Source organism: Mesorhizobium sp. M0664, from assembly GCF_040320565.1.
Classification (GTDB): domain Bacteria; phylum Pseudomonadota; class Alphaproteobacteria; order Rhizobiales; family Rhizobiaceae; genus Mesorhizobium.
The window spans coordinates 1-18,860 of record NZ_JAMYPW010000040.1 but is presented as its reverse complement, the minus strand read 5'-3'; the positions used below and the strand labels follow the sequence as shown (position 1 = coordinate 18,860).

20 protein-coding genes are annotated in these 18,860 nt (G+C 63.0%); 13 read left to right on the top strand and 7 right to left on the bottom strand.

All coding sequences use genetic code 11. The features are described from left to right. The first annotated feature begins 51 nt into the window (after nucleotides 1-51). From relB to gmk, 8 genes are all read left to right on the top strand, one after another. Nucleotides 52-273, top strand: a complete 222-nt coding sequence (gene relB, locus NKI39_RS26170) for a type II toxin-antitoxin system RelB family antitoxin (protein WP_352467166.1) — start codon at nucleotides 52-54, stop codon at nucleotides 271-273. Then, complete coding sequence (locus NKI39_RS26165; RefSeq protein ID WP_352471092.1) at nucleotides 257-523, top strand: type II toxin-antitoxin system RelE family toxin; 267 nt, start codon at nucleotides 257-259, stop codon at nucleotides 521-523. Before relB ends, NKI39_RS26165 begins: the two co-directional genes overlap by 17 nt. A gap of 54 nt (nucleotides 524-577) precedes the next feature. After that, the gene (gene fabG / locus NKI39_RS26160; protein ID WP_352471093.1) at nucleotides 578-1,315 is read left to right on the top strand and encodes a 3-oxoacyl-[acyl-carrier-protein] reductase; all 738 of its coding nucleotides are present in this window, start codon (nucleotides 578-580) and stop codon (nucleotides 1,313-1,315) included. 187 nt (nucleotides 1,316-1,502) lie between these two features. Beyond that, a complete protein-coding gene (locus NKI39_RS26155) occupies nucleotides 1,503-1,739 on the top strand; it encodes an acyl carrier protein (protein ID WP_006203723.1) in 237 nt (78 codons plus the stop codon). A gap of 34 nt (nucleotides 1,740-1,773) precedes the next feature. After that, nucleotides 1,774-3,036: a beta-ketoacyl-ACP synthase II gene (fabF, locus tag NKI39_RS26150; RefSeq protein WP_352454402.1), complete on the top strand. Its 1,263-nt coding sequence runs from the start codon at nucleotides 1,774-1,776 to the stop codon at nucleotides 3,034-3,036. A gap of 93 nt (nucleotides 3,037-3,129) precedes the next feature. Further along, nucleotides 3,130-4,356, top strand: a complete 1,227-nt coding sequence (gene mltG / locus NKI39_RS26145; protein ID WP_352471094.1) for an endolytic transglycosylase MltG — start codon at nucleotides 3,130-3,132, stop codon at nucleotides 4,354-4,356. A gap of 138 nt (nucleotides 4,357-4,494) precedes the next feature. Next, complete coding sequence (locus NKI39_RS26140; protein ID WP_352835434.1) at nucleotides 4,495-5,385, top strand: YicC/YloC family endoribonuclease; 891 nt, start codon at nucleotides 4,495-4,497, stop codon at nucleotides 5,383-5,385. Nucleotides 5,386-5,418: 33 nt separating this feature from the next. Continuing rightward, nucleotides 5,419-6,075 carry a guanylate kinase gene (gmk, locus tag NKI39_RS26135; RefSeq protein WP_023677701.1) on the top strand — a complete coding sequence of 219 codons (657 nt, stop codon included), beginning with the start codon at nucleotides 5,419-5,421 and terminating at the stop codon, nucleotides 6,073-6,075. A 26-nt stretch (nucleotides 6,076-6,101) separates the two neighbouring features. Here the strand turns inward: gmk and NKI39_RS26130 are convergent, their stop codons facing one another. The 7 genes from NKI39_RS26130 to lptF all read right to left on the bottom strand — a co-directional run bounded on the left by NKI39_RS26130 (nucleotide 6,102) and on the right by lptF (nucleotide 14,128). Next, the gene (locus NKI39_RS26130; RefSeq protein WP_502898611.1) at nucleotides 6,102-6,368 is read right to left on the bottom strand and encodes a DUF1330 domain-containing protein; all 267 of its coding nucleotides are present in this window, start codon (nucleotides 6,366-6,368) and stop codon (nucleotides 6,102-6,104) included. Between the two features lie 75 nt (nucleotides 6,369-6,443). Beyond that, nucleotides 6,444-7,283 carry a 16S rRNA (adenine(1518)-N(6)/adenine(1519)-N(6))-dimethyltransferase RsmA gene (rsmA, locus tag NKI39_RS26125; RefSeq protein WP_352567435.1) on the bottom strand — a complete coding sequence of 280 codons (840 nt, stop codon included), beginning with the start codon at nucleotides 7,281-7,283 and terminating at the stop codon, nucleotides 6,444-6,446. A gap of 67 nt (nucleotides 7,284-7,350) precedes the next feature. Then, a complete protein-coding gene (pdxA, locus tag NKI39_RS26120; RefSeq protein WP_352835432.1) occupies nucleotides 7,351-8,370 on the bottom strand; it encodes a 4-hydroxythreonine-4-phosphate dehydrogenase PdxA in 1,020 nt (339 codons plus the stop codon). 12 nt (nucleotides 8,371-8,382) lie between these two features. After that, complete coding sequence (locus NKI39_RS26115; protein WP_352835430.1) at nucleotides 8,383-9,309, bottom strand: peptidylprolyl isomerase; 927 nt, start codon at nucleotides 9,307-9,309, stop codon at nucleotides 8,383-8,385. 117 nt (nucleotides 9,310-9,426) lie between these two features. Further along, nucleotides 9,427-11,844, bottom strand: a complete 2,418-nt coding sequence (locus tag NKI39_RS26110) for an LPS-assembly protein LptD (protein WP_352835427.1) — start codon at nucleotides 11,842-11,844, stop codon at nucleotides 9,427-9,429. After that, complete coding sequence (gene lptG / locus NKI39_RS26105; protein WP_023677695.1) at nucleotides 11,844-12,929, bottom strand: LPS export ABC transporter permease LptG; 1,086 nt, start codon at nucleotides 12,927-12,929, stop codon at nucleotides 11,844-11,846. The genes NKI39_RS26110 and lptG overlap by 1 nt, the downstream gene beginning before the upstream one ends. Then, nucleotides 12,926-14,128 carry an LPS export ABC transporter permease LptF gene (gene lptF, locus NKI39_RS26100; RefSeq protein WP_352471099.1) on the bottom strand — a complete coding sequence of 401 codons (1,203 nt, stop codon included), beginning with the start codon at nucleotides 14,126-14,128 and terminating at the stop codon, nucleotides 12,926-12,928. Before lptF ends, lptG begins: the two co-directional genes overlap by 4 nt. A gap of 354 nt (nucleotides 14,129-14,482) precedes the next feature. On the opposite strand from lptF, the gene NKI39_RS26095 reads away from it, so the two are divergent. The 5 genes from NKI39_RS26095 to NKI39_RS26075 all read left to right on the top strand — a co-directional run. Next, nucleotides 14,483-15,649 (top strand): flavin-containing monooxygenase, encoded by a 1,167-nt coding sequence (locus tag NKI39_RS26095; RefSeq protein ID WP_352471100.1) that lies wholly within the window; start codon nucleotides 14,483-14,485, stop codon nucleotides 15,647-15,649. 73 nt (nucleotides 15,650-15,722) lie between these two features. After that, nucleotides 15,723-16,106: a VOC family protein gene (locus NKI39_RS26090; RefSeq protein ID WP_352471101.1), complete on the top strand. Its 384-nt coding sequence runs from the start codon at nucleotides 15,723-15,725 to the stop codon at nucleotides 16,104-16,106. Between the two features lie 41 nt (nucleotides 16,107-16,147). Continuing rightward, nucleotides 16,148-17,644, top strand: a complete 1,497-nt coding sequence (locus NKI39_RS26085; protein WP_352471102.1) for a leucyl aminopeptidase — start codon at nucleotides 16,148-16,150, stop codon at nucleotides 17,642-17,644. Between the two features lie 38 nt (nucleotides 17,645-17,682). Further along, a complete protein-coding gene (locus tag NKI39_RS26080) occupies nucleotides 17,683-18,132 on the top strand; it encodes a DNA polymerase III subunit chi (protein ID WP_023719810.1) in 450 nt (149 codons plus the stop codon). Nucleotides 18,133-18,251: 119 nt separating this feature from the next. Beyond that, on the top strand, nucleotides 18,252-18,860 hold a 609-nt coding region (locus NKI39_RS26075), incomplete at its 3' end, for a phosphotransferase (RefSeq protein ID WP_352835424.1).

The following is an 18,860-nucleotide window of genomic DNA, read 5'->3' as shown; positions in this document are numbered from 1 at the left end:
TTCATCAGTGCTTGCCGCTACATGAATACATGTATCGCAACAAGGTGCGGCATGCCCACATCGATCCGCCTTTCTCCTGAAGTCGAGCAGCGCCTGGATTTTCTCGCGGCCAAGACTGGTCGCAGCAAGGCCTACTATCTGCGCGAGCTCATTGAACGTGGTCTGGAGGACTTGGAGGATTACTACCTGGCTGCCGAAGTCGTTGAGCGGATCAGGCGTGGTGAAGAAGACGTCATGAGAGCCGAGGACTTCTGGCGTGGCCTGGACGCTTGAATACGCCCACTCGGCGCGAAAATTTGTCGAAAAACTGGATCCGCAGACACGTCACCGTATCCGTGATTTTATTGAAAACCGCATTGCCGTTCTCGACAACCCGCGTGAACTCGGCAAACCGCTGAAGGGCCCGCTCGCAACCTTTTGGAGATATCGCGTCGGGGATTATCGCATCATTTGCGATGTGCAGGATAACCGGCTCGTCATTCTGGTGGTAACCATAGGCCACCGCGGCAACGTTTACAGATAGCCGAACTCACCGGCCCGTATGATTGGCCAGTACGATTTGGGAAGAGGATAAAGCATGTTCGAATTGACCGGCCGCAAGGCGCTCGTCACCGGCGCATCGGGAGGTATAGGCGAGGCGATCGCCCGCGTGCTGCACGGCCAGGGCGCCATCGTCGGCCTGCATGGCACACGTATCGAGAAATTGGAGGCGCTGGCCGCCGAACTGGGCGACCGGGTCAAGCTTTTCCCGGCCAATCTTTCCAACCGCGACGACGTCAAGGCGCTCGGCCAGAAGGCGGAAGCTGACCTCGAAGGCGTCGACATCCTCGTCAACAATGCCGGCATCACCAAGGACGGGTTGTTCGTGCGCATGGCTGACGCCGACTGGGATAGCGTGCTCGAGGTCAACCTGACCGCCGTGTTCCGGCTGACCCGCGAGCTTACCCATCCGATGATGCGGCGCCGCCATGGCCGCATCATCAACATCACTTCAGTGGTTGGCGTCATGGGTAATCCCGGCCAGACCAACTATTGCGCCTCCAAAGCCGGTATGATCGGCTTTTCCAAATCGCTGGCGCAGGAGATCGCCACCCGCAATATCACCGTCAACTGCGTCGCCCCGGGCTTCATCGAATCGGCGATGACCGCCAAGCTCAACGACAAGCAGAAAGAGGCGATCATGGCGGCGATCCCGACCCGGCGCATGGGCACGGGCGCCGAAGTCGCCTCAGCCGTCGCCTACCTCGCTTCCAACGAGGCAGCCTACGTCACCGGCCAGACCATTCATGTGAATGGCGGCATGGCAATGATCTAACACTTGGGAAAACGCTTCATTCCGTCTTGGATGCACGGGATTTTTCGTGTAATGCCGCCCGCAACCCGGCGGTTCGGGCAAAAACCGGTCCTGTTCCGCTGCGTTTCCGGCAGGACCATCTTTCAGCTTGATTAGCGGCATTCTGCCCGCTAACGAAGACAGACAACCAAAAGACGAGGATGCCCAAATGAGTGACACCGCAGAGCGCGTCAAGAAGATCGTCATCGAGCACCTTGGCGTCGATGCCGACAAGGTGACGGAGCAGGCGAGCTTCATCGATGATCTGGGCGCGGACAGCCTCGACACGGTCGAACTTGTCATGGCGTTCGAAGAAGAGTTCGGTGTCGAAATCCCGGACGACGCCGCCGAGACCATCCTGACTGTTGGCGATGCGGTGAAATACATCGACAAGGCCTCCGCCTGACGCTATTTGCAGTCATCACCGGGGAGGACCTGCGATGAGGCGTGTCGTCGTCACGGGCCTTGGGCTGCTTTCGCCGTTCGGCATGGGCTTCGAGCACAGCTGGAAGGAGCTTCTGACCGGCCGCAGCGCAGCCAAGCGCATCACCGAATTCGAGGTGGAAGATCTTGCCTGCAAGGTCGCCCACGTCATTCCGCGCGGTGACGGCTCCAATGCCACTTTCAATCCTGAAGCCGTTCTCGAGCCGAAGGAACTGCGCAAGATCGGCGACTTCATTCTGTACGGGATCGCGGCCGCCGACGAGGCACTCAAGGATTCCGGCTGGCAGCCGAAGACGCATGAGGAACAGTGCGCCACCGGCGTGCTGATCGGTTCGGGCATCGGCGGCATCGAAGGCATCGCCGAGAATGCGATGATCCTCAAGGAACGCGGTCCGCGCCGCATCAGCCCATTCTTCATCCCTGGCCAGATCATCAACCTCGTCTCCGGTCAGGTCTCGATCCGGCATGGGCTGAAAGGCCCCAACCATGCCGTCGTCACCGCTTGCTCGACCGGTGCGCACGCCATCGGCGATGCCGCCCGGCTGATCATCTGGGGCGATGCCGACGTTATGGTCGCAGGCGGCGCCGAAGCGCCGGTGACGAGACTGTCGGTCGCCGGGTTCGCCGCTTGCCGCGCGCTCTCCACCGAGCGCAACGATGCGCCACAAACGGCCTCACGCCCCTATGATCGCGATCGCGACGGCTTCGTCATGGGCGAGGGCGCCGGTGTTGTCGTGCTCGAGGAGCTCGAACACGCCAAGGCCCGCGGCGCCAAGATCTATGCCGAGGTCACCGGCTACGGTCTGACCGGCGACGCCTATCACATCACCGCGCCTGCCGAGGACGGCGACGGCGCTTTCCGTTGCATGACCGCGGCGCTGAACCGGGCGAAGCTGACGCCGGCCGATGTCGACTACATCAACGCGCACGGCACCTCGACCATGGCCGATACGATCGAACTCGGCGCCGTCGAGCGGCTGGTCGGCAACGCCGCCTCGAAGATATCGATGTCGTCGACCAAATCGTCGATTGGCCACCTGCTGGGCGCGGCTGGTGCTGCCGAGGCGATCTTTTCGATCCTCGCCATTCGCGACAACATCGCGCCGCCGACCATCAATCTTGACAATCCGGAGCGCGAAACGGCGATCGACCTGGTGCCGCACAAGCCGCGGGCCCGGCAGATAGACGTGGCGCTGTCCAACTCCTTCGGCTTCGGTGGCACCAACGCCTCGCTCGTCTTCCAGCGCTACAATGGCTGACCGCTCTGCCGGTTTCCGTCTGCCGTCAATTTTGCCATATTCGCCCCTACTCTGCCCGAGGGGATTCGTCGCAAGATCAAATGGTAGGGCGCTATGAACACAAATCCGGCCGATAACGGGGAATTCGGGCAACGGCCAGCAACGCCCACGCCCGGCCCGATCGTGCCGAAGACGGCCAGCGAGGCGTTGCGGCCCGAGGCCGGCACGCCGCCGCCGAAGCGCTCGCGTGCCTCGCGCAGCCAGTTCGTCGTGTTCATGAACTTCGTCATCTCTTCGGTGATGCTGATGGTGCTGGCGGCAGGCGTTGCGCTGTATTTCGGCAAGCAGGAGTTCAACGAGCCCGGCCCGTCGGCCAATGGCGACACTTTCCTGGTCAAGCCGAATAGCGGCGTCCAGGAGATCGCCGACCAGCTTGAGCGGCGAGGGCTGATCAGCGACGCCCGCATTTTCCGCCTTGGCGTGCGCGCCTTCGGCAATGATTCCGCCCTGAAGGCCGGCGAATACGAGATCAAGCCGCAGGCGTCGATGCACGATATCATGGAACTGCTGAAGAGCGGCAAGTCGGTGATGTATTCGCTGACCATCCCCGAGGGGCTGACGGTCGAGCAGGCGCTGCAACGGATCGCCGAGCAGGACGCGCTGACCGGCGATATGCCGTCGACCACTCCACCTGAGGGCAGCCTCGCCACCGACACGCTGCGTTTCACCCGCGGCGCAACACGCCAGCAGATGGTCGACAAGCTTCTGGCCGACCAGAAGAAGCTGGTCGACGAGGTCTGGCAACGCCGAGCGCCGGATCTGCCGATCGCCAACGTTGAGGATTTTGTCACCCTGGCCTCTATCGTCGAGAAGGAGACCGGCAAGGGCGATGAACGCTCGCGCGTAGCCGCCGTCTTCCTCAACCGGCTGGCCAAGGGTATGCGGCTGCAGTCGGACCCGACCATCATCTACGGCCTGTTCGGCGGCAAAGGCAAACCCATCGACCGCCCGATCTATCAGTCGGACATCCAGAAGCCGACGCCCTACAACACCTATCTGATCAACGGGTTACCGCCGACGCCGATCGCCAATCCCGGCCGTGCGGCGCTGGAGGCTGTCGCCAATCCGTCGAAGACCAGCGATCTCTACTTCGTCGCCGACGGCAGCGGCGGGCACGTCTTTGCCTCGACGCTCGATGAGCATAACGAGAATGTCGCTCGCTACCGGGCACTGCTGAAAAAGCAGGCGCAGGACGCCGCCAAGGCCGGAGCAACCAATACCGGAGCCGACACGCCGGCGGGAGCCATCGTTGACGATGCAGGCCCCACCGCCGCCCAGTAGGGCCGGACGCCATCAGTTTGGCCCTGTGCATATCCGGGTGGATGTGCAAGGGCTGCCATGGCATTGAAATTCACATGGTCCTGTCCGGAGAAAATCGCTCCGGCTTGAGGGGCATTCGGCAAAGGGACGCACGGCTACATGAACTTGCAGAGCATGACCGGTTTTGCGCGCAGTGTCGCCGAACACGACGGCACTTCGATTGCCTGGGAAGCCAAGTCCGTCAACGGCAAAAGCGTCGAGGTCAGGCTGCGGCTGCCGCAAGGTTTCGACCGGTTGGAGCCGGCCGTCCGGCAGACGGTGCAGAAGCGTTTTGCGCGCGGCAATTTCCAGATGACGCTGACCATTGGCCGCGCCGCCGGCGCGCAAGCGCAACCCGTGGTCAACGAGGCTTTCCTGAAGGATCTGGCGGGCTTGGCCAAGCGGCTGCAGGAGCAGTTCGGAGTAGCCCCTGCGGCGGCCGACGGCCTGCTTGCGCTGCGCGGCGTCCTCGACATTCCCGAAACCATCGAAACCGAAGAGGCGCGCAGTGCGCTCGATACCGCAATACTGTCGGCGCTGGAAGCAGCACTGAACGGGCTGCACCAGGCGCGCCAGGGCGAAGGTGCGGCACTTCGTTCCCTGCTGTCCGGCCATATCGATGCCATCGAGGCGCTGACGCTGCGGGCCGAGGCCGATCCTTCACGCGAACCGGCCACGATCCGCGAAAGGCTCGCCGAGCAGATCCGCCTGTTGATGGACGCGTCCGCCAATCTGGACGCCAGCCGGCTGCATATGGAAGCGGCGTTCCTGGCCACCAAGGCCGACATACGCGAGGAGATCGACCGGCTGAAGACACATGTGGCGTCAGGGCGGGCGCTGCTCTCCGGCGGTGGGGCCATCGGCCGCAAGCTCGATTTCCTGGCACAGGAATTCAACCGCGAATCGAATACGCTGTGTTCCAAGTCGAATGCTGCCGCGGTCACCGCCATCGGGCTGGAACTGAAGGCGGTCGTCGACCAGTTTCGCGAACAGGTCCAGAATCTGGAATGATCCCGATGCCAAGCCACATGACTGCCAAGCCCCATGACCGCTAGGGATGTGGGTTCCCGCATTCGGCGCCGCGGGCTGATGCTGGTCTTGTCGTCGCCGTCAGGCGCCGGCAAGTCGACGATTGCGCGCAATCTGCTGGAGAGCGATTCCAGCCTGGAATTGTCGGTCTCGGTCACCACGCGGCCACGCCGCGGCAGCGAGATCGAGGGCGTCCATTACCACTTCCGTACCATGCGCGAGTTCGAGCGGCTGCGCGATTCCGATGCGCTGCTCGAATGGGCGGAGGTGCACGGCAATTGCTACGCGACGCCGCGCGAGCCGGCTGAACAGGCGCTGGCCGAAGGCCGCGACATGCTGTTCGACATCGACTGGCAAGGCGCTCAGCAGCTCAAGGAGAAGATGCGCGCCGACATCGTCTCGATATTCATCCTGCCGCCATCGATGAAGGAATTGAAGGCGCGGCTGAAGCGTCGCGCCGAGGACCAGGAAGCGGTGATCGAGACGCGGCTCAAGAACGCCCGCAACGAGATCGAGCACTGGAAGGAATATGATTTCGTCATCGTCAACGACGATCTCGACCGCGCTTTCGCCGAGGTGCGCGGCATCGTCACCGCCGAACGGCTCAGACGCGATCGCCGGCCCGGCCTGTTCGATTTCGTCTCGGGGCTGCTCGATGAGAAGACGGATTGATCAACGCGCTATCCCCTCGACCAGGATCAGATTGCGGCTGAGCGCGGCGTCGCGCGCTCCAATGCAGCGGCGTATTCTGCCGAGCGATACCAGCGCCGCGCCGTGTCCATGCCGGGGAATTCGACGATGATCAGCGGCCCGGGAGACCAGTCGCCTTCCAACATTTCCACCTTGCCACCGCGTACCAGATAGCGCCCGCCGTGCTGGGCGATGGAGGCAGCCGCGCGGATGCGATAAGCTTCGATCGCCTCTGCGTCGCGGATCGTGACGTCGGAAATGACATAGGCGGCCATTGCTTGTCTCCGGGCAGGTTTGTCCGGCTATCTATGGCCGTGAGAGCGGAAATTCCACGCAGACGCGTCCCGGCATCACACCGCGTTGGTCAGGCGAACGAACTCCTCGACGCTCAGCGTCTCGGCGCGCCTGGTCGGATCGATGCCGGCACGGGCAAGCAGCGCCTCGCCGCCGAGGCTTTTCACGCTCTGCCGCAGCATTTTCCGGCGCTGGCCAAACGCCGCTTCGGTGACGCGGCTGAGCCGTTTCACCTCTGCCGGCAAGGGGCTGGCGCGCGGCACCAGATGCACGACCGAGGACGTCACCTTGGGTGGCGGCGTGAACGCCTGCGGCGGCACGTCGAAGGCAATCCTCGCCTCCGTCCGCCAGCCTGCCAGCACGCCGAGCCGACCATAGGCATCGCTGCCGGGGCTGGCTGCAATGCGTTCGGCGACCTCGCGCTGGAACATCAGTGTCATCGATGTGTAGAAGGGCGGCCACTCGGTAACGGTCAGCCAGCGGATCAGCAATTCGGTGCCGATATTGTAGGGCAGGTTGGCAACGATTTTCGCCGGCCCGCCGCTTCCCGGCACTCCTTTTGCAAGCGCTGCAAAATCAGCTTTCAGCGCATCGCCGGCTACGATCTCTAGCCGGCCCGGATAGTGGTTCGCGATCTCGGCCAAGGCCGCCAGGCAGCGCTCATCGCGCTCGATGGCGACGACCCGCCGGGCGCCGTTGAGGAGCAGGGCCCGGGTCAGCCCGCCCGGACCGGGACCGACCTCGATAACCGTAACGTCGCTCAGGTCGCCGGCGGTTCGCGCAATCTTGCTTGTCAGGTTAAGGTCGAGCAGAAAATTCTGGCCCAGCGCCTTTTTCGCCTGCAGCCCATGGCGCTCGATCACCTCGCGCAGTGGCGGCAGGCCGTCTATGCTCATCGGGCTGGGCTCATCAGGCGGGCTCATCGGGTTAAGGCCATCGAATATGGCTGATTGGGCTCAGGGCCTACGGCCTTTTCCCGGTATCGGCAAGAACGCGAGCGAGTTTCAGCGCTGCAATCAGGCTGCCGGCACGGGCGATGCCCTTGCCGGCGATGTCGAAGGCGGTGCCGTGGTCGGGCGAGGTGCGGACGAAGGGCAGGCCGAGTGTGACGTTGACCGCCTCGTCAAACGCCAGCGCCTTGGCCGGGATCAGCGCCTGGTCGTGATACATACAGAGCGCCACGTCGTAGCCGGCGCGGGCGCGAGCATGAAACAGCGTGTCGGCCGGCAACGGCCCGAAGGCGTCGATCCCTTCCTGCCTCAGCCGGTCGACCGCCGGGCGCACGATCCGCTCGTCTTCGGTGCCCATGGTGCCGCCTTCGCCGGCATGCGGGTTGAGGCCGGCAATGGCGAGCCGCGGCTTGGCAATTCCGAAGCGGTTCGCAAGGTCGGCGGCGGTGATGCGGCCGGTGGCGACGATAAGGTCCGTGGTCAGCGCTTTCGGCACCTCGGCCAGCGCGATGTGGATGGTGACCGGCACGGTGCGCAGGTCCGGACCGGCAAGCAGCATCACCGGTGTCACTTCGGTGCCGGTGTGAAGCGATGCCAGATGCGCCAGATATTCGGTGTGGCCGGGAAAGCGAAAGCCGGCGTCGTAGAGCGGCTTCTTGGCAATGGGGCAGGTGACGACTGCGGCGGCGCGGCCGGCCAGGCAGTCGGCAACTGCGCGGTCGATCGCCTCGATGATGCCGGCGGCGTTGGCTGGATCCGGGCGGCCGGGACTGTCGACGAAACGGGCAGCAAGCGCCACCAACGGCAGCGCGCGCGAAAACACCCCCGGCGCTAACGCCGGCGTCGTCTCGGCAATCGCGATATCGGTGCCGAGCCTGTGCGCCCGCGCGGCAATCAGTGCCGGATCGGCAAGGAGATAAAATGACGGAACGCCAGCGCTTTCGCGGGCCTGCCAAGCAGCGATGGCGATGTCCGGCCCCACGCCGGACGGATCGCCGACGCTCAACGCCAGCGGAAGCTCTGCGTCAGCCACGGCGCGTCGACTTCAGCGCTCGATTATGCGGGCTTTCTTCCGCAACTCCTCGACATATTTCTTCGAGAGTTCGTCGGCGTTCTTGTCGCTCGAACCTTCACTCTGGAACACCATCTGCGCGGCTTTGTCGTCTGACACTTCGCGCGACGAGCAGATGCCGATGAATTCGACACCGCGGTCGGTTTCGCGCGTCGTGGTGGCGCCGCCGACCTTTGTAGCCTTTATCTGCTCGGCCCAGTCCGCCGGCAATTGCGGCGCCAGCACCCGGCCGAGATCGCGAACGGTGACATCGATCAGGCCCTTGGCGAATTCGCGCGTGGTGTTGCAGCCGTTGAAGCGGGCGCGCATAGCGTCGGCTTCGCGTTTGCGCTTGGCCAGCGTCGCGCTGCGCTCGGCCGCCGGCACCACGAAGATGACCTGCTGCAGCATGTACTCTGTGGCGCTCGGTTTGCTGCCGCCTTTTTCGAGCATGCGCTTGACGAGGTCCTGCTCGCTCATGGCGCCGCCGCCGTCGCTAGAACGGTGACGCGCGGTCAGCGCCTGGTTCCAGGCCATCTGCGCCCTGATAAAGTCCTTGAAATGCTCCTTGGTGACGCCGGATTGCGCCATCGCGCCGTCAAGCTGCTTGAGCGGCATCTTGTTGCTGGTGGCGAAACGCTGATAAGCGGCATCGACCTGCTCGTCGCTGATGCGAATGCCGAGCCGCCGGGCTTCGGCCAGGCGCAGCGTCTGGTCGATCATTTCCTGGCCGGCATCGCCCTTTCTGTGCTGCAGGCGCAGGAAAGCGGCCCGATGCTGGATGTCGCCGGTGGTGATCGGTATATTGTTGACGACGTATTTGATCTCGGTGGCGAAAACTGGCCGCGTCACCGCGGCGGTCGAGAACGCCACCAGCAGCGCGAACCCTGCCGAAAAGAGGTATTTCCTCATCCAAAGCATCCCAATTCCATCCCGATTCAGCCGAACCTATCCCAGTTCAGGCCGTCAAAATTCGTGCCTGCTCTATGCGGCGAAACAATGTCGTCCGCCAGCCGCCCCGTTGCCGACCGCTGCCCGTTATTGAATGGTGTCGATGGAGCGTTGCGACGAGCCGAAATCGCCGAGCGTGCGGAACGACAGGTTGAAGCCGACGTTCTGCGATACTTCCTTGGTGTTCAGGTCACGTCTTTCCGAAAACGTCATCAAATAGGTAAAGCACGAATCACTATAGGCAAAGCCGACCCCGTCCTTGACCAGAACGCTCTGCTCCAGATCATATGTGCCGGTGCCAAAGACGCGCCAATTCTCGGCAAGATGTGTCGAGGCGCCGAGCGTAACCTCATGGCGATCGGTTGAGAAGCCATAGAGTGGCTGCGCCTGGATGAAGGCGTATTTGGCGCTCAGCGATACCGGCAGGCCTGAAAAGGCGGCCTTTACCTCAGCGCGGCGGATCTCGAAGCTTTGCTCGTCGAAACGGCCGCTGACCGAGCCGGAAAACCCGCTGGGGCTGTTGAAGCCGACAAGGCCGACATAGTCGGAGGTTGCAGTTTCAAGGCCTGAATAGGCGCCGACATTGACCAGGTCCGGCGTGCCGAACGAGTTCTGGCCGCCCAGCTGGTAGGATTGGCCGAACACCGCATTGGTGCCCCAGCCATTGTCATATGCGCCGGAATAGCGCAGCCCGACATTGGCGCGTGTGCCGCCTTCCATGCGGTCATAGCCCGAGAATTTGTCGCGCTCGAACAGCGTCGTGGCGTCGAAGACGAAGCTCTGGGCGTCCTCGTTGGGGACCGCCAGCCCGCCGACATATTGCTCGTTCGGACGCATGAATACCTGCGCCATCGGTTCGAAGACATGGCTGGAACTGGTCATCGAAAACAGCACCGGCCAGCGCATCTCAAGGCCGGCGGTCGCCATGTAGCGGGCAAGCGATGAACGCATATCGTCCTCGACGCCGAGATTGGTCGCCATCTGGTTGACGGCGTCGAGCGAGGCCGAGGAGGCGTTGACGTAGCCGGCGTCGCCGCGCAGCGCCAGGAGCGGTGTCAGCAGCAGCCCGCCATCGGTGGTGAAGGTGCGCTTCCATTCGGCTTCCGCGGTAAGGCGCCCGGATTGACCGTCGATGCCGCGGACGTTGTTGACGGACGAAGGGATGCCCGAATTTGCAAGAGCCGTATCGAGCCTGTCGCGGTCAATGACCCGCGCGTTGACGTCGAACGACAGCTGCCCGCCGGCCACCGGCATGTCGGGGATATAGGCGTAGTCGAGCGAGGGTAGCACCCAGGGCTGCTTGGCGGCGCGTGCAGTCGGATCGCTGGCGAGCGTGTCTTCCTGAACCTCGAAGTGCATGGCGCGCACGTCGAAGTAATTGCGATCGTTGAGCCCCGTCAGGTACACCTCGGAGCGGTGCACGCTATCGTTGAAGCCATCGATGTCGTAGGTGCGCGCGAAATTCTTGTCGCTCTGCAGCAGGATGTCCCAGCCGAAGTCCCAGCGCGGGTTGATGGCGAACTGGCCCTGGGTGCCCATCATGCCGCGGAACCTGTTCGGGTCGCCTTCGGTACCCGAATTCACGTTGTGGCCATTGTCGTCGATGAAGGCGTCGGGATTCTCCTGCCGGATGCCCGCAATCTTCAGGCTGTACTGACCGTTGTTGAAGCGCTGCCTCCACTCGGCCTCACCGAGGAAACCTTGCTTGGTATAGCCGCTGCCAGTGACAGTGAGATCGTAGGTCGGCGAGAGCGCGAAATAATAGGGGACTTTAACACCGACGCCGAGATCGCTCTTGTAGGCGACGCCGGGGATCAGGAAGCCGCTCTTGCGCTTGACCGTTGGGTCGGCGATCTCGAAAGCCGGCAGATAGGCCAGCGGAAAGCCGAAGAACTCGAAATTCGAGTTCTCGAAGCGAACCGTCTTCTTCTCGCCGTTCCAGATGATCTTCCTGGCCTTGATACGCCAGGTCGGCGCTTTGTCGGGCTTGTCCTCGCACGGCTCGCAGGCGGTGTAGACGCCATTGTGGAACGTCGTCAGCACGCCGCCCATGCGCTCCGCGCTTTCGGCGGCGAAATACGCCTTGTCTATGGTCTCGACCCGCAGCGCGTTGACGAAGCCGTCGGCGAAATCGTCAGTGATGTCGGCATGTTGCGAATAGAGTTTGGTGCCGTCGCTATTGACGAGTTCGACATTGCCGCTGGCGACGAGGCGTTTGGTGTTGCGGTTGTATTCGACCCGCTGGGCGACGAGACGGTTGCCGCCGTAGTCGATCTGGACGCCACCGACGGCCGTCACGGTCTGCTTGTCGTTGTCGTAGACCAGCGTATCGGCTGCCAACAGCATCTGCGTGCCGCTCGGAACCTTCGTTGCCAGCTCACTGACGTCCTGGGCGAAAGCTGGAGCAACCGGGGCGGCGCTGGCAAGCAGGCATGCCAAGGCGCTCGCCGCAGAGAGGCGTGCCAAACCGGCGTGCCTATGGCTGCGCAAAACCGCCTCCCTCACTAGCCGTCTTCCTTGTATAGCAGGAATGTCACCCCGAAGAACATAGCCACGACAACCGGGACCCAAGCCGCTACGGCCGTGGGTACGAATCCCGCTACGCCGAATGCCTTGACCAGCACCGAAACGACATAAAGCAGAAACCCGGCCACGATGCCACCCAGAATCATCGTTGCCGACTGCCCCATCCTCGCAAATCGCATTGATACCGTTGCCGCAATCAGCGTCATCGCGACAAGCAGGAACGGCAGCGCAATCAGGGAATTGAACTGCATGGCGAAGGCATTTGCCTTGAGGCCGAAGGAGCGGGCCACTTCGATCTTGCCGGGCAGATCGTAGAAGGGAATGGTCTCAGGGCGCGCCAATCGCTCTTGCACGAATTCCGGCTTGAGATTGGTCGGCAGCCGATCGCTGGGTAACGACTGGATGGTACCGTCCCGGAACACCTTGACGTCCTGCAATTCCCAGTAGCCGTCCCGCAAAAAGGCGCGCGCCGCATCCTTGCGCTCGATGATGTCGCCTTGCGGGCTGAAGCTGAAGAAGACCGCGTCGGCCATCTCCAGGCCTTGATTAAGAATGGCGCGCGCGCCGATGATGGTATCGCCGGCGTTGGTTTTCTGCCTGATCCAGGGCGCAGCATCGGCCGAGACGCTGTTCGACTTGCCCGAACGGAGCTGGGTCTCGATCTCCTCGGACCAGGAATAGGCGTGCGCGGCTACCGGATTGATGACGCCGACCGACAAGGCTCCAAACAGCAGCGCCCCGATGCAGCACGGCAGCAGGAATTGCCATGCGGAAACCCCGGCGGAACGGGCAATGACCAATTCGTATTTGCGGTTGAGCGACACCAACGTCGCCATCGCCGAGAACAGGCCGACGAACGGCACCGTCTGCAGCATGATCATCGGCATCCTGAGCCCCGAAATGGCGAACGCAGTTGCGTAGGTGAAGCCCGGCACGCCAGTCGTGCGGCCGGAAAGCTCGGTGAAATCGATCAGGAACACCAGCGCCAAGAGGCCGATGAAGAACCAGATGGTGATCGTCACATAGCGAAAGAAGAAGTACCGACCCAGAGTCCAGCCCATCAGCCGGCTCCCTGTCCGGATGCGCCACGCCCGGCAAAACGGAGCTTGATGGCGCTCCAGCCGTCACTGAAGCGGCCGGCAAGATTGGTTATCCAATCGGCCCAGGCAACCGGCAGTTCCATGGTCCGGTTGGAAACAATGAACCAGATGGCGATCGCCGATGCCACGATCGGGACGCCGTAGACCATATAGGCATATTGCGGCACCTTGTCGGCCTTGCCGGCGGCAAAGAACCCGAGCCAGCGCACGAACAGCGCGATCGCGATTGCCGTGATCAGCGGGTGCACACGCGCCTCGCGATGCGAGCGCGCATCTCCGGCAACGGCGAGCGCGATCAGCGCGAAGACGAGCGAATAGGACCACTCGGAAAAACGCTGGTTGAGCTCGGCCAGGTACCTGTTCGGCTTTTGCTGGTACATCTTGTCGTTCGGACTGGGATTGAGCAGATACTGGGTCGTCCGGTCCTTCGGCAAAAGCAGGATGTCAGATGATGCCGACATGAAAGCGGACAAGTCGAAGGCGTAGGAGGTGAACCGGATCACCGAGAGGTCGCCGGTCATGGTTTTGCGATGGATGACGCCGTCATTCATCATCAGCACCTTCTCGTCGCCGCGTTCGATGATGCTGCCGGTCTTGGCGTAGTAGATGAGATTGACGCCTTCTTCGCGCGAATCGGCGACGAAGATGCCGCCGAGGCGGTTGTCGGGAAGCCGTTCGCCAACCTGCAGGAACAGGCCGTCGTCGATCTTGCGGAAGGTGCCTTCCTGGATGATCAACGACAACAGATCGGCACGCGATGACGCAATCAACTCGCGGTTCTTCTGGCGTGCGTAAGGGTCGACGCCATTGTCGACGGCGAAGGAAAAAACGCTGGCTGCAAGTGCCAGAAGCATGATCGGCCTGACGATGGTCCAGCGTGAAGCGCCGGCGGCATTGATGACGGCCAGCTCCGAATCAGAATTCATCACGCTGAGGATCTGGGCGACCGCGACCACCAGGGCGAACGGCACGACGATCGGAACGATCGTCGGGATGATCAGCGCTGCGACTTCGAAGAAGGTGAGGGCCGACTGACCGCTATCGGTGACGAGGTCGATGCGGGCGAGCACCTGAGTCGTCCAGACGATCGCCAGCGTCCAGACGAGCGCCAGCGCGAATACCGCGAAAGCACGGCGCATGATGTAACGTTCAACGACCTTCATGAAGGCTTTTCTCGGCGATTTCGAACGGCATCATGCCTTGGAACAAGGTAGTCGTCCGGCGCCGGCTGCACAACTGGCTCAGTTTGGCGGTTCGATCTGGGTTCTGTCCCGGATCGCAAATTCCGCTGGGCCGGAGTGTCGGCGGCAATGGATAAGAAAGGGCGAACATTGTTGGTTAACAACAGGTTGCGGCGGGAAGCGGGGCCGTGCCGCGACGAATCGTGGATGGTTCGATATCGCATATGGGAGCGATTTCGGCCAAAGTCTTGTCAAATGCGGCAAAACGACCAAATGTCGCGCCGGTCGCGACCGCCGCGGCGTGATAAGACGGGTCAGGATCTGTTGAGCCCCAGCATGGAAGCGGAAAAATTGCGCGGTCAAACCGGTCGGGAAGCGGTCTTTGACGGCGCGATCGTGGTCGGGGCCGGCGCGGCCGGCCTTGCCGCCGCCCACGCCTTGATGAAGGCCGGCGTACCGACGCTCGTCCTGGAAAAGGAGAGCCGGCTTGCCGAACCCTGGCATCGGCGGCACCAGCGGCTGCACCTCAATACGCATCGCGATCTCTCGACGCTGCCCGGCGTCGGCTATCCCGCAGGCACCCCGGCTTTTCCGCATAAATCGGCCGTCATTCGCCATCTGAACGATTTCAGCCAGGCGCATGGTCTGCCGGTCGCATTCGGCGTTGCCGTTGAAGAGATCACGTTCGATGGCGATCACTGGACCGTGCGGACGAACGCCGGACGTCGTCTGGCGCGTCATGTCGTCGTCGCCACCGGGCGCGACCGGCAGCCGTTTATTCCTGCGTGGAAAGGCATGAAGGATTTTGCAGGCCGGATTATCCATTCGGCCGATTTTGGCGAGGCGAAGGACTACGTCGGCAAAAGGGTGCTGGTCGTCGGAGCCGGCAATTCGGGGTTCGACGCACTCAACCATCTTGCGAATGCAGATGCCCAAAGCATCTGGCTGTCGGCCCGCAACGGCCCGTCGCTGCTGCCGAAACGCATCGGCAAGGTCGCCGTCCACAGGCTTTCACCGTTGATGGCGAGCTTGCCGGTGCGGCTGGCCGATGCGGTGATGGCGACAACCCAGCGCCTGGTTTTCGGCGACCTGACGAAATTTGGGCTTCCGCCGGCTCCCATAGGCGGTGCGAGCCGTCTGAGCGCCGACTACACCGCGATCGCAGCCGATGACGGCGCGGTTCGCGCCATAAAGGCAGGCACGATCGTGGTGGTGCCACCATTGCGGGAATTTACCCACGACGGCATCGTATTGAATGACGGCAGGTCGATCACGCCCGATATCGTCATTGCGGCGACCGGCTATCGCACCGGTCTGGAGCAGATGTTCGGCAAGCTCGGCGTTCTCGACGGCAAGGGCGTTCCGCTTTTCAACGGCGGCGATGCCGATCCGAAATTGCCCGGTCTGTGGTTTACCGGCATGCGGCCGAGCATTCGCGGTTGTTTCGCTAACGCCCGCATTCAGGCCAGAGCGATAGCGGCGCGGATTGTCAAGCAGCGATGATGAGCCGGACTATGCCGACTGTTCCGCCCGCAATAGACACGCCTTGTTGAAAGGTGCTCGAACCGAAAGGTCAATGGTCATGACGCCAGTCAGCATTCGCTACATGGTCGATGATGTCGCCGCCTCGATCGACTTCTACTGTGGACATCTGGGCTTCGCTGTTGAACAGGACGCGCGACCGGCTTTTGCTTCCGTGACACGCGGCGCTTTACGGCTCCTTCTAAGCGGCCCCGGCAGTTCGGGTGCACGGGCGATGCCGGATGGCCGGCAGCCGGTGCCGGGAGGTTGGAATCGCATCCTGTTGGTGGTGCCGGACCTGAAAGAAGAGGTTGCGCGCCTCAAGAGTGCTGGACTTGTCTTTCGCAACGATATCATAACGGGCGTCGGCGGTTCCCAGACGCTGCTCGAAGATCCATCGGGCAATGTTATCGAGCTGTTTCAACCCGCCGCTCACTGATCTCGCAATAATCCAACTCACTTCCCCGAAAGCAGGACATGATGAATTCGAGACCCTCGATCGCCTTTGCCAAATTCGCCGCGCCCAAAAAAGGCAGCGTTTTCGTTCTGGTGACCGACGAGGGCGGCCTCAGCGATGCCGCCAGGGCTTGCGATCCGGCAAAGACCCTCGAGCGGGCTTTTCCGGTCGCCGACTTCACCGGCAAATTCGCCAGCCTGGTCGAAGTGCTGGCACCGGAAGGGACATCGATCGAGCGGCTGGTGGCGGTCGGTGCCGGCAAGGGCTCCAATCTCGATGATTACGCCTGGCTGAAGCTCGGCGGCACGATTGCCGCATCCTTTCGCAAGGCAACCGAAGTGGCCGTCGTGCTCGATCTTCCCGGTGCGGCCGTCAGCGGCAGGCAAGCCGTTCAGCTTGCAGCGGGCATCCTGCTGCGCAGCTATTCCTTCGACAAATACAAGACCAAAAAGAACAATGGTGACGACAGGCGCGAGCCAAAAAAGCCGGTCAAGGTGACTATTCACACCGCCGATCCGGCAGCTGCAAAGAAGGCCTTCGCCGATGAAGCGGCGGTGATCGACGGCGTCTTGCTGGCGCGCGATTTGGTCAATGAACCGGCCAATGTTTTGGGACCGGTGGAATTCGCCGCCCGCATCGCCGAACTGGAGGCGCTCGGCGTCACGGTCGAGATCCTGGCCGAGAAGGAGATGAAGAAGCTCGGCATGGGTTCGCTGCTGGGCGTAGCGCAGGGTTCGCCGCGTGGCGCCCGCATCGCGGTCATGCGGTGGGACGGCGGCAAGGCCAAGGAAAGTCCGGTCGCCTTCGTCGGCAAGGGCGTCACCTTCGACACCGGCGGCAATTCGATCAAGCCGGCGTCGGGCATGGAGGACATGAAGGGCGACATGGGCGGCGCTGCTGCCGTCACCGGCCTGATGCACGCGCTGGCCGCGCGCAAGGCGAAGGTCAATGTCGTCGGCATTGTCGGGCTGGTTGAAAATGCCGTCGACGGCCACGCTCAGCGACCCGGCGACATTGTCACCTCGATGTCGGGTCAGACTATCGAAGTGCTCAATACCGACGCCGAGGGCCGCCTGGTACTGGCCGATGCGCTCTGGTACTGCAACGACCGCTTCCAGCCGAAATTCATGATCAATCTGGCGACGCTGACCGGCGCCATCATGGTCGCGCTCGGCCAGCATTATGCCGGCCTGTTCTCCAACAATGACGAGTTGGCGGACCGGCTGACGGCGGCCGGACAGGCGACGCAGGAGCGGGTGTGGCGCATGCCGCTCGGTGCCGAATACGACAAGCTGATCGATTCCAAGAATGCTGACATGAAGAACATCGGCGGCCGCCATGGCGGCGCCATTATCGCCGCGCAGTTCCTGCAGCGCTTCGTCAAGGACACGCCCTGGGCGCATCTCGACATCGCCGGCACGGCGATGGGCGCGCCTTCCAACGAGATCAACCAGTCATGGGCTTCCGGCTTCGGCGTCAGGCTGCTCGACCGGCTGGTGCGCGATCATTACGAGCAATGAGCGGCTGGGGCGGGACTCCGACAATGTAGACTGAACGCATGGCCGAGATTCTGTTTTATCACCTGACCGAATCGACGCTGGAGGATGCGTTGCCCGGCCTCCTGGAGCGCAGTATCGATCGCGGCTGGCGTGCCGTGGTGCAGACCGGCACCGAGGAACGGCGCGACGCGCTGGACCAGCATCTGTGGACTTTCCGGGACGATTCGTTCCTGGCCCACGCAACGGATCGCGAAGCCCATCCCGCCGAGCAGCCGGTGCTTCTGACCGTCGGCCCTGACAATCCGAACCAGGCGCAGATACGCTTCCTGGTCGATGGGGCGGTGCCGCCGGAGCTTGGCGGCTACCAGCGCGCCGTGTTCCTGTTCGACGGCCACGATGCAGCCCAGCTAGAGGCGGCACGCACGCACTGGAAGACAATGAAGGAGGCCGGCCACACCGTGACCTACTGGCAGCAAACGCCCGACCGGCGCTGGGAGCGCAAGGCTTAGAGAATTTGCAGCCAAGTGGAATCACCGGCGCCGCAAGAGTGCGACGACAAAAAGATGGACCGCCGGCTATTCAGAAGACCGGAGCAAGCCCGATGCCGCCCGATGAACGAACGCCAGGCATGCCGATAGATGCCGCACTTGTTCGCCGGCTGATTGCCGCGCAGTTCCCCAAATGGGCGGACCTGCCGGTAGAGACGGTCGAGCCTGGCGGCTGGGACAACCGCACGTTCCGGCTGGGCGACAGCATGTCGGTGCGGCTGCCGAGCGCTGCCGCCTATGTCGCCCAGGTCGAGAAGGAGCATCGCTGGCTGCCCCGCTTGGCGCCTCACCTACCTCTGCCGATACCCGTGCCGCTGGCCAAAGGCGCGCCCGGGGAAGGCTATCCATGGCCTTGGTCCGTCTATCGCTGGCTTGGCGGCAGACCGGCGGCTGGTGGACTGATTGCCGATCTTACTGAGTTCGCCCGTTCGCTGGCCGGCTTTCTGGTTGCGCTCTACCGGATCGACGCTGCCGACGGGCCACCGGCAGGGCAGCATAATTTCCACCGCGGTGGCCGGCTTTCGGTCTACGACGCCGAGACCCGAGCCGCGCTCTCGGCGCTCGGCGGCCGCATCGACAAGGCCGCCGCCGAGGCCGTGTGGGCGCGGGGCCCGGGGGAGCGCGTGGGAGGGGCCGGGGGGGGGGGGCCGGGGGGCGGCGGCGCGGGGCCTCGTGGAGGAGGCAGTGGG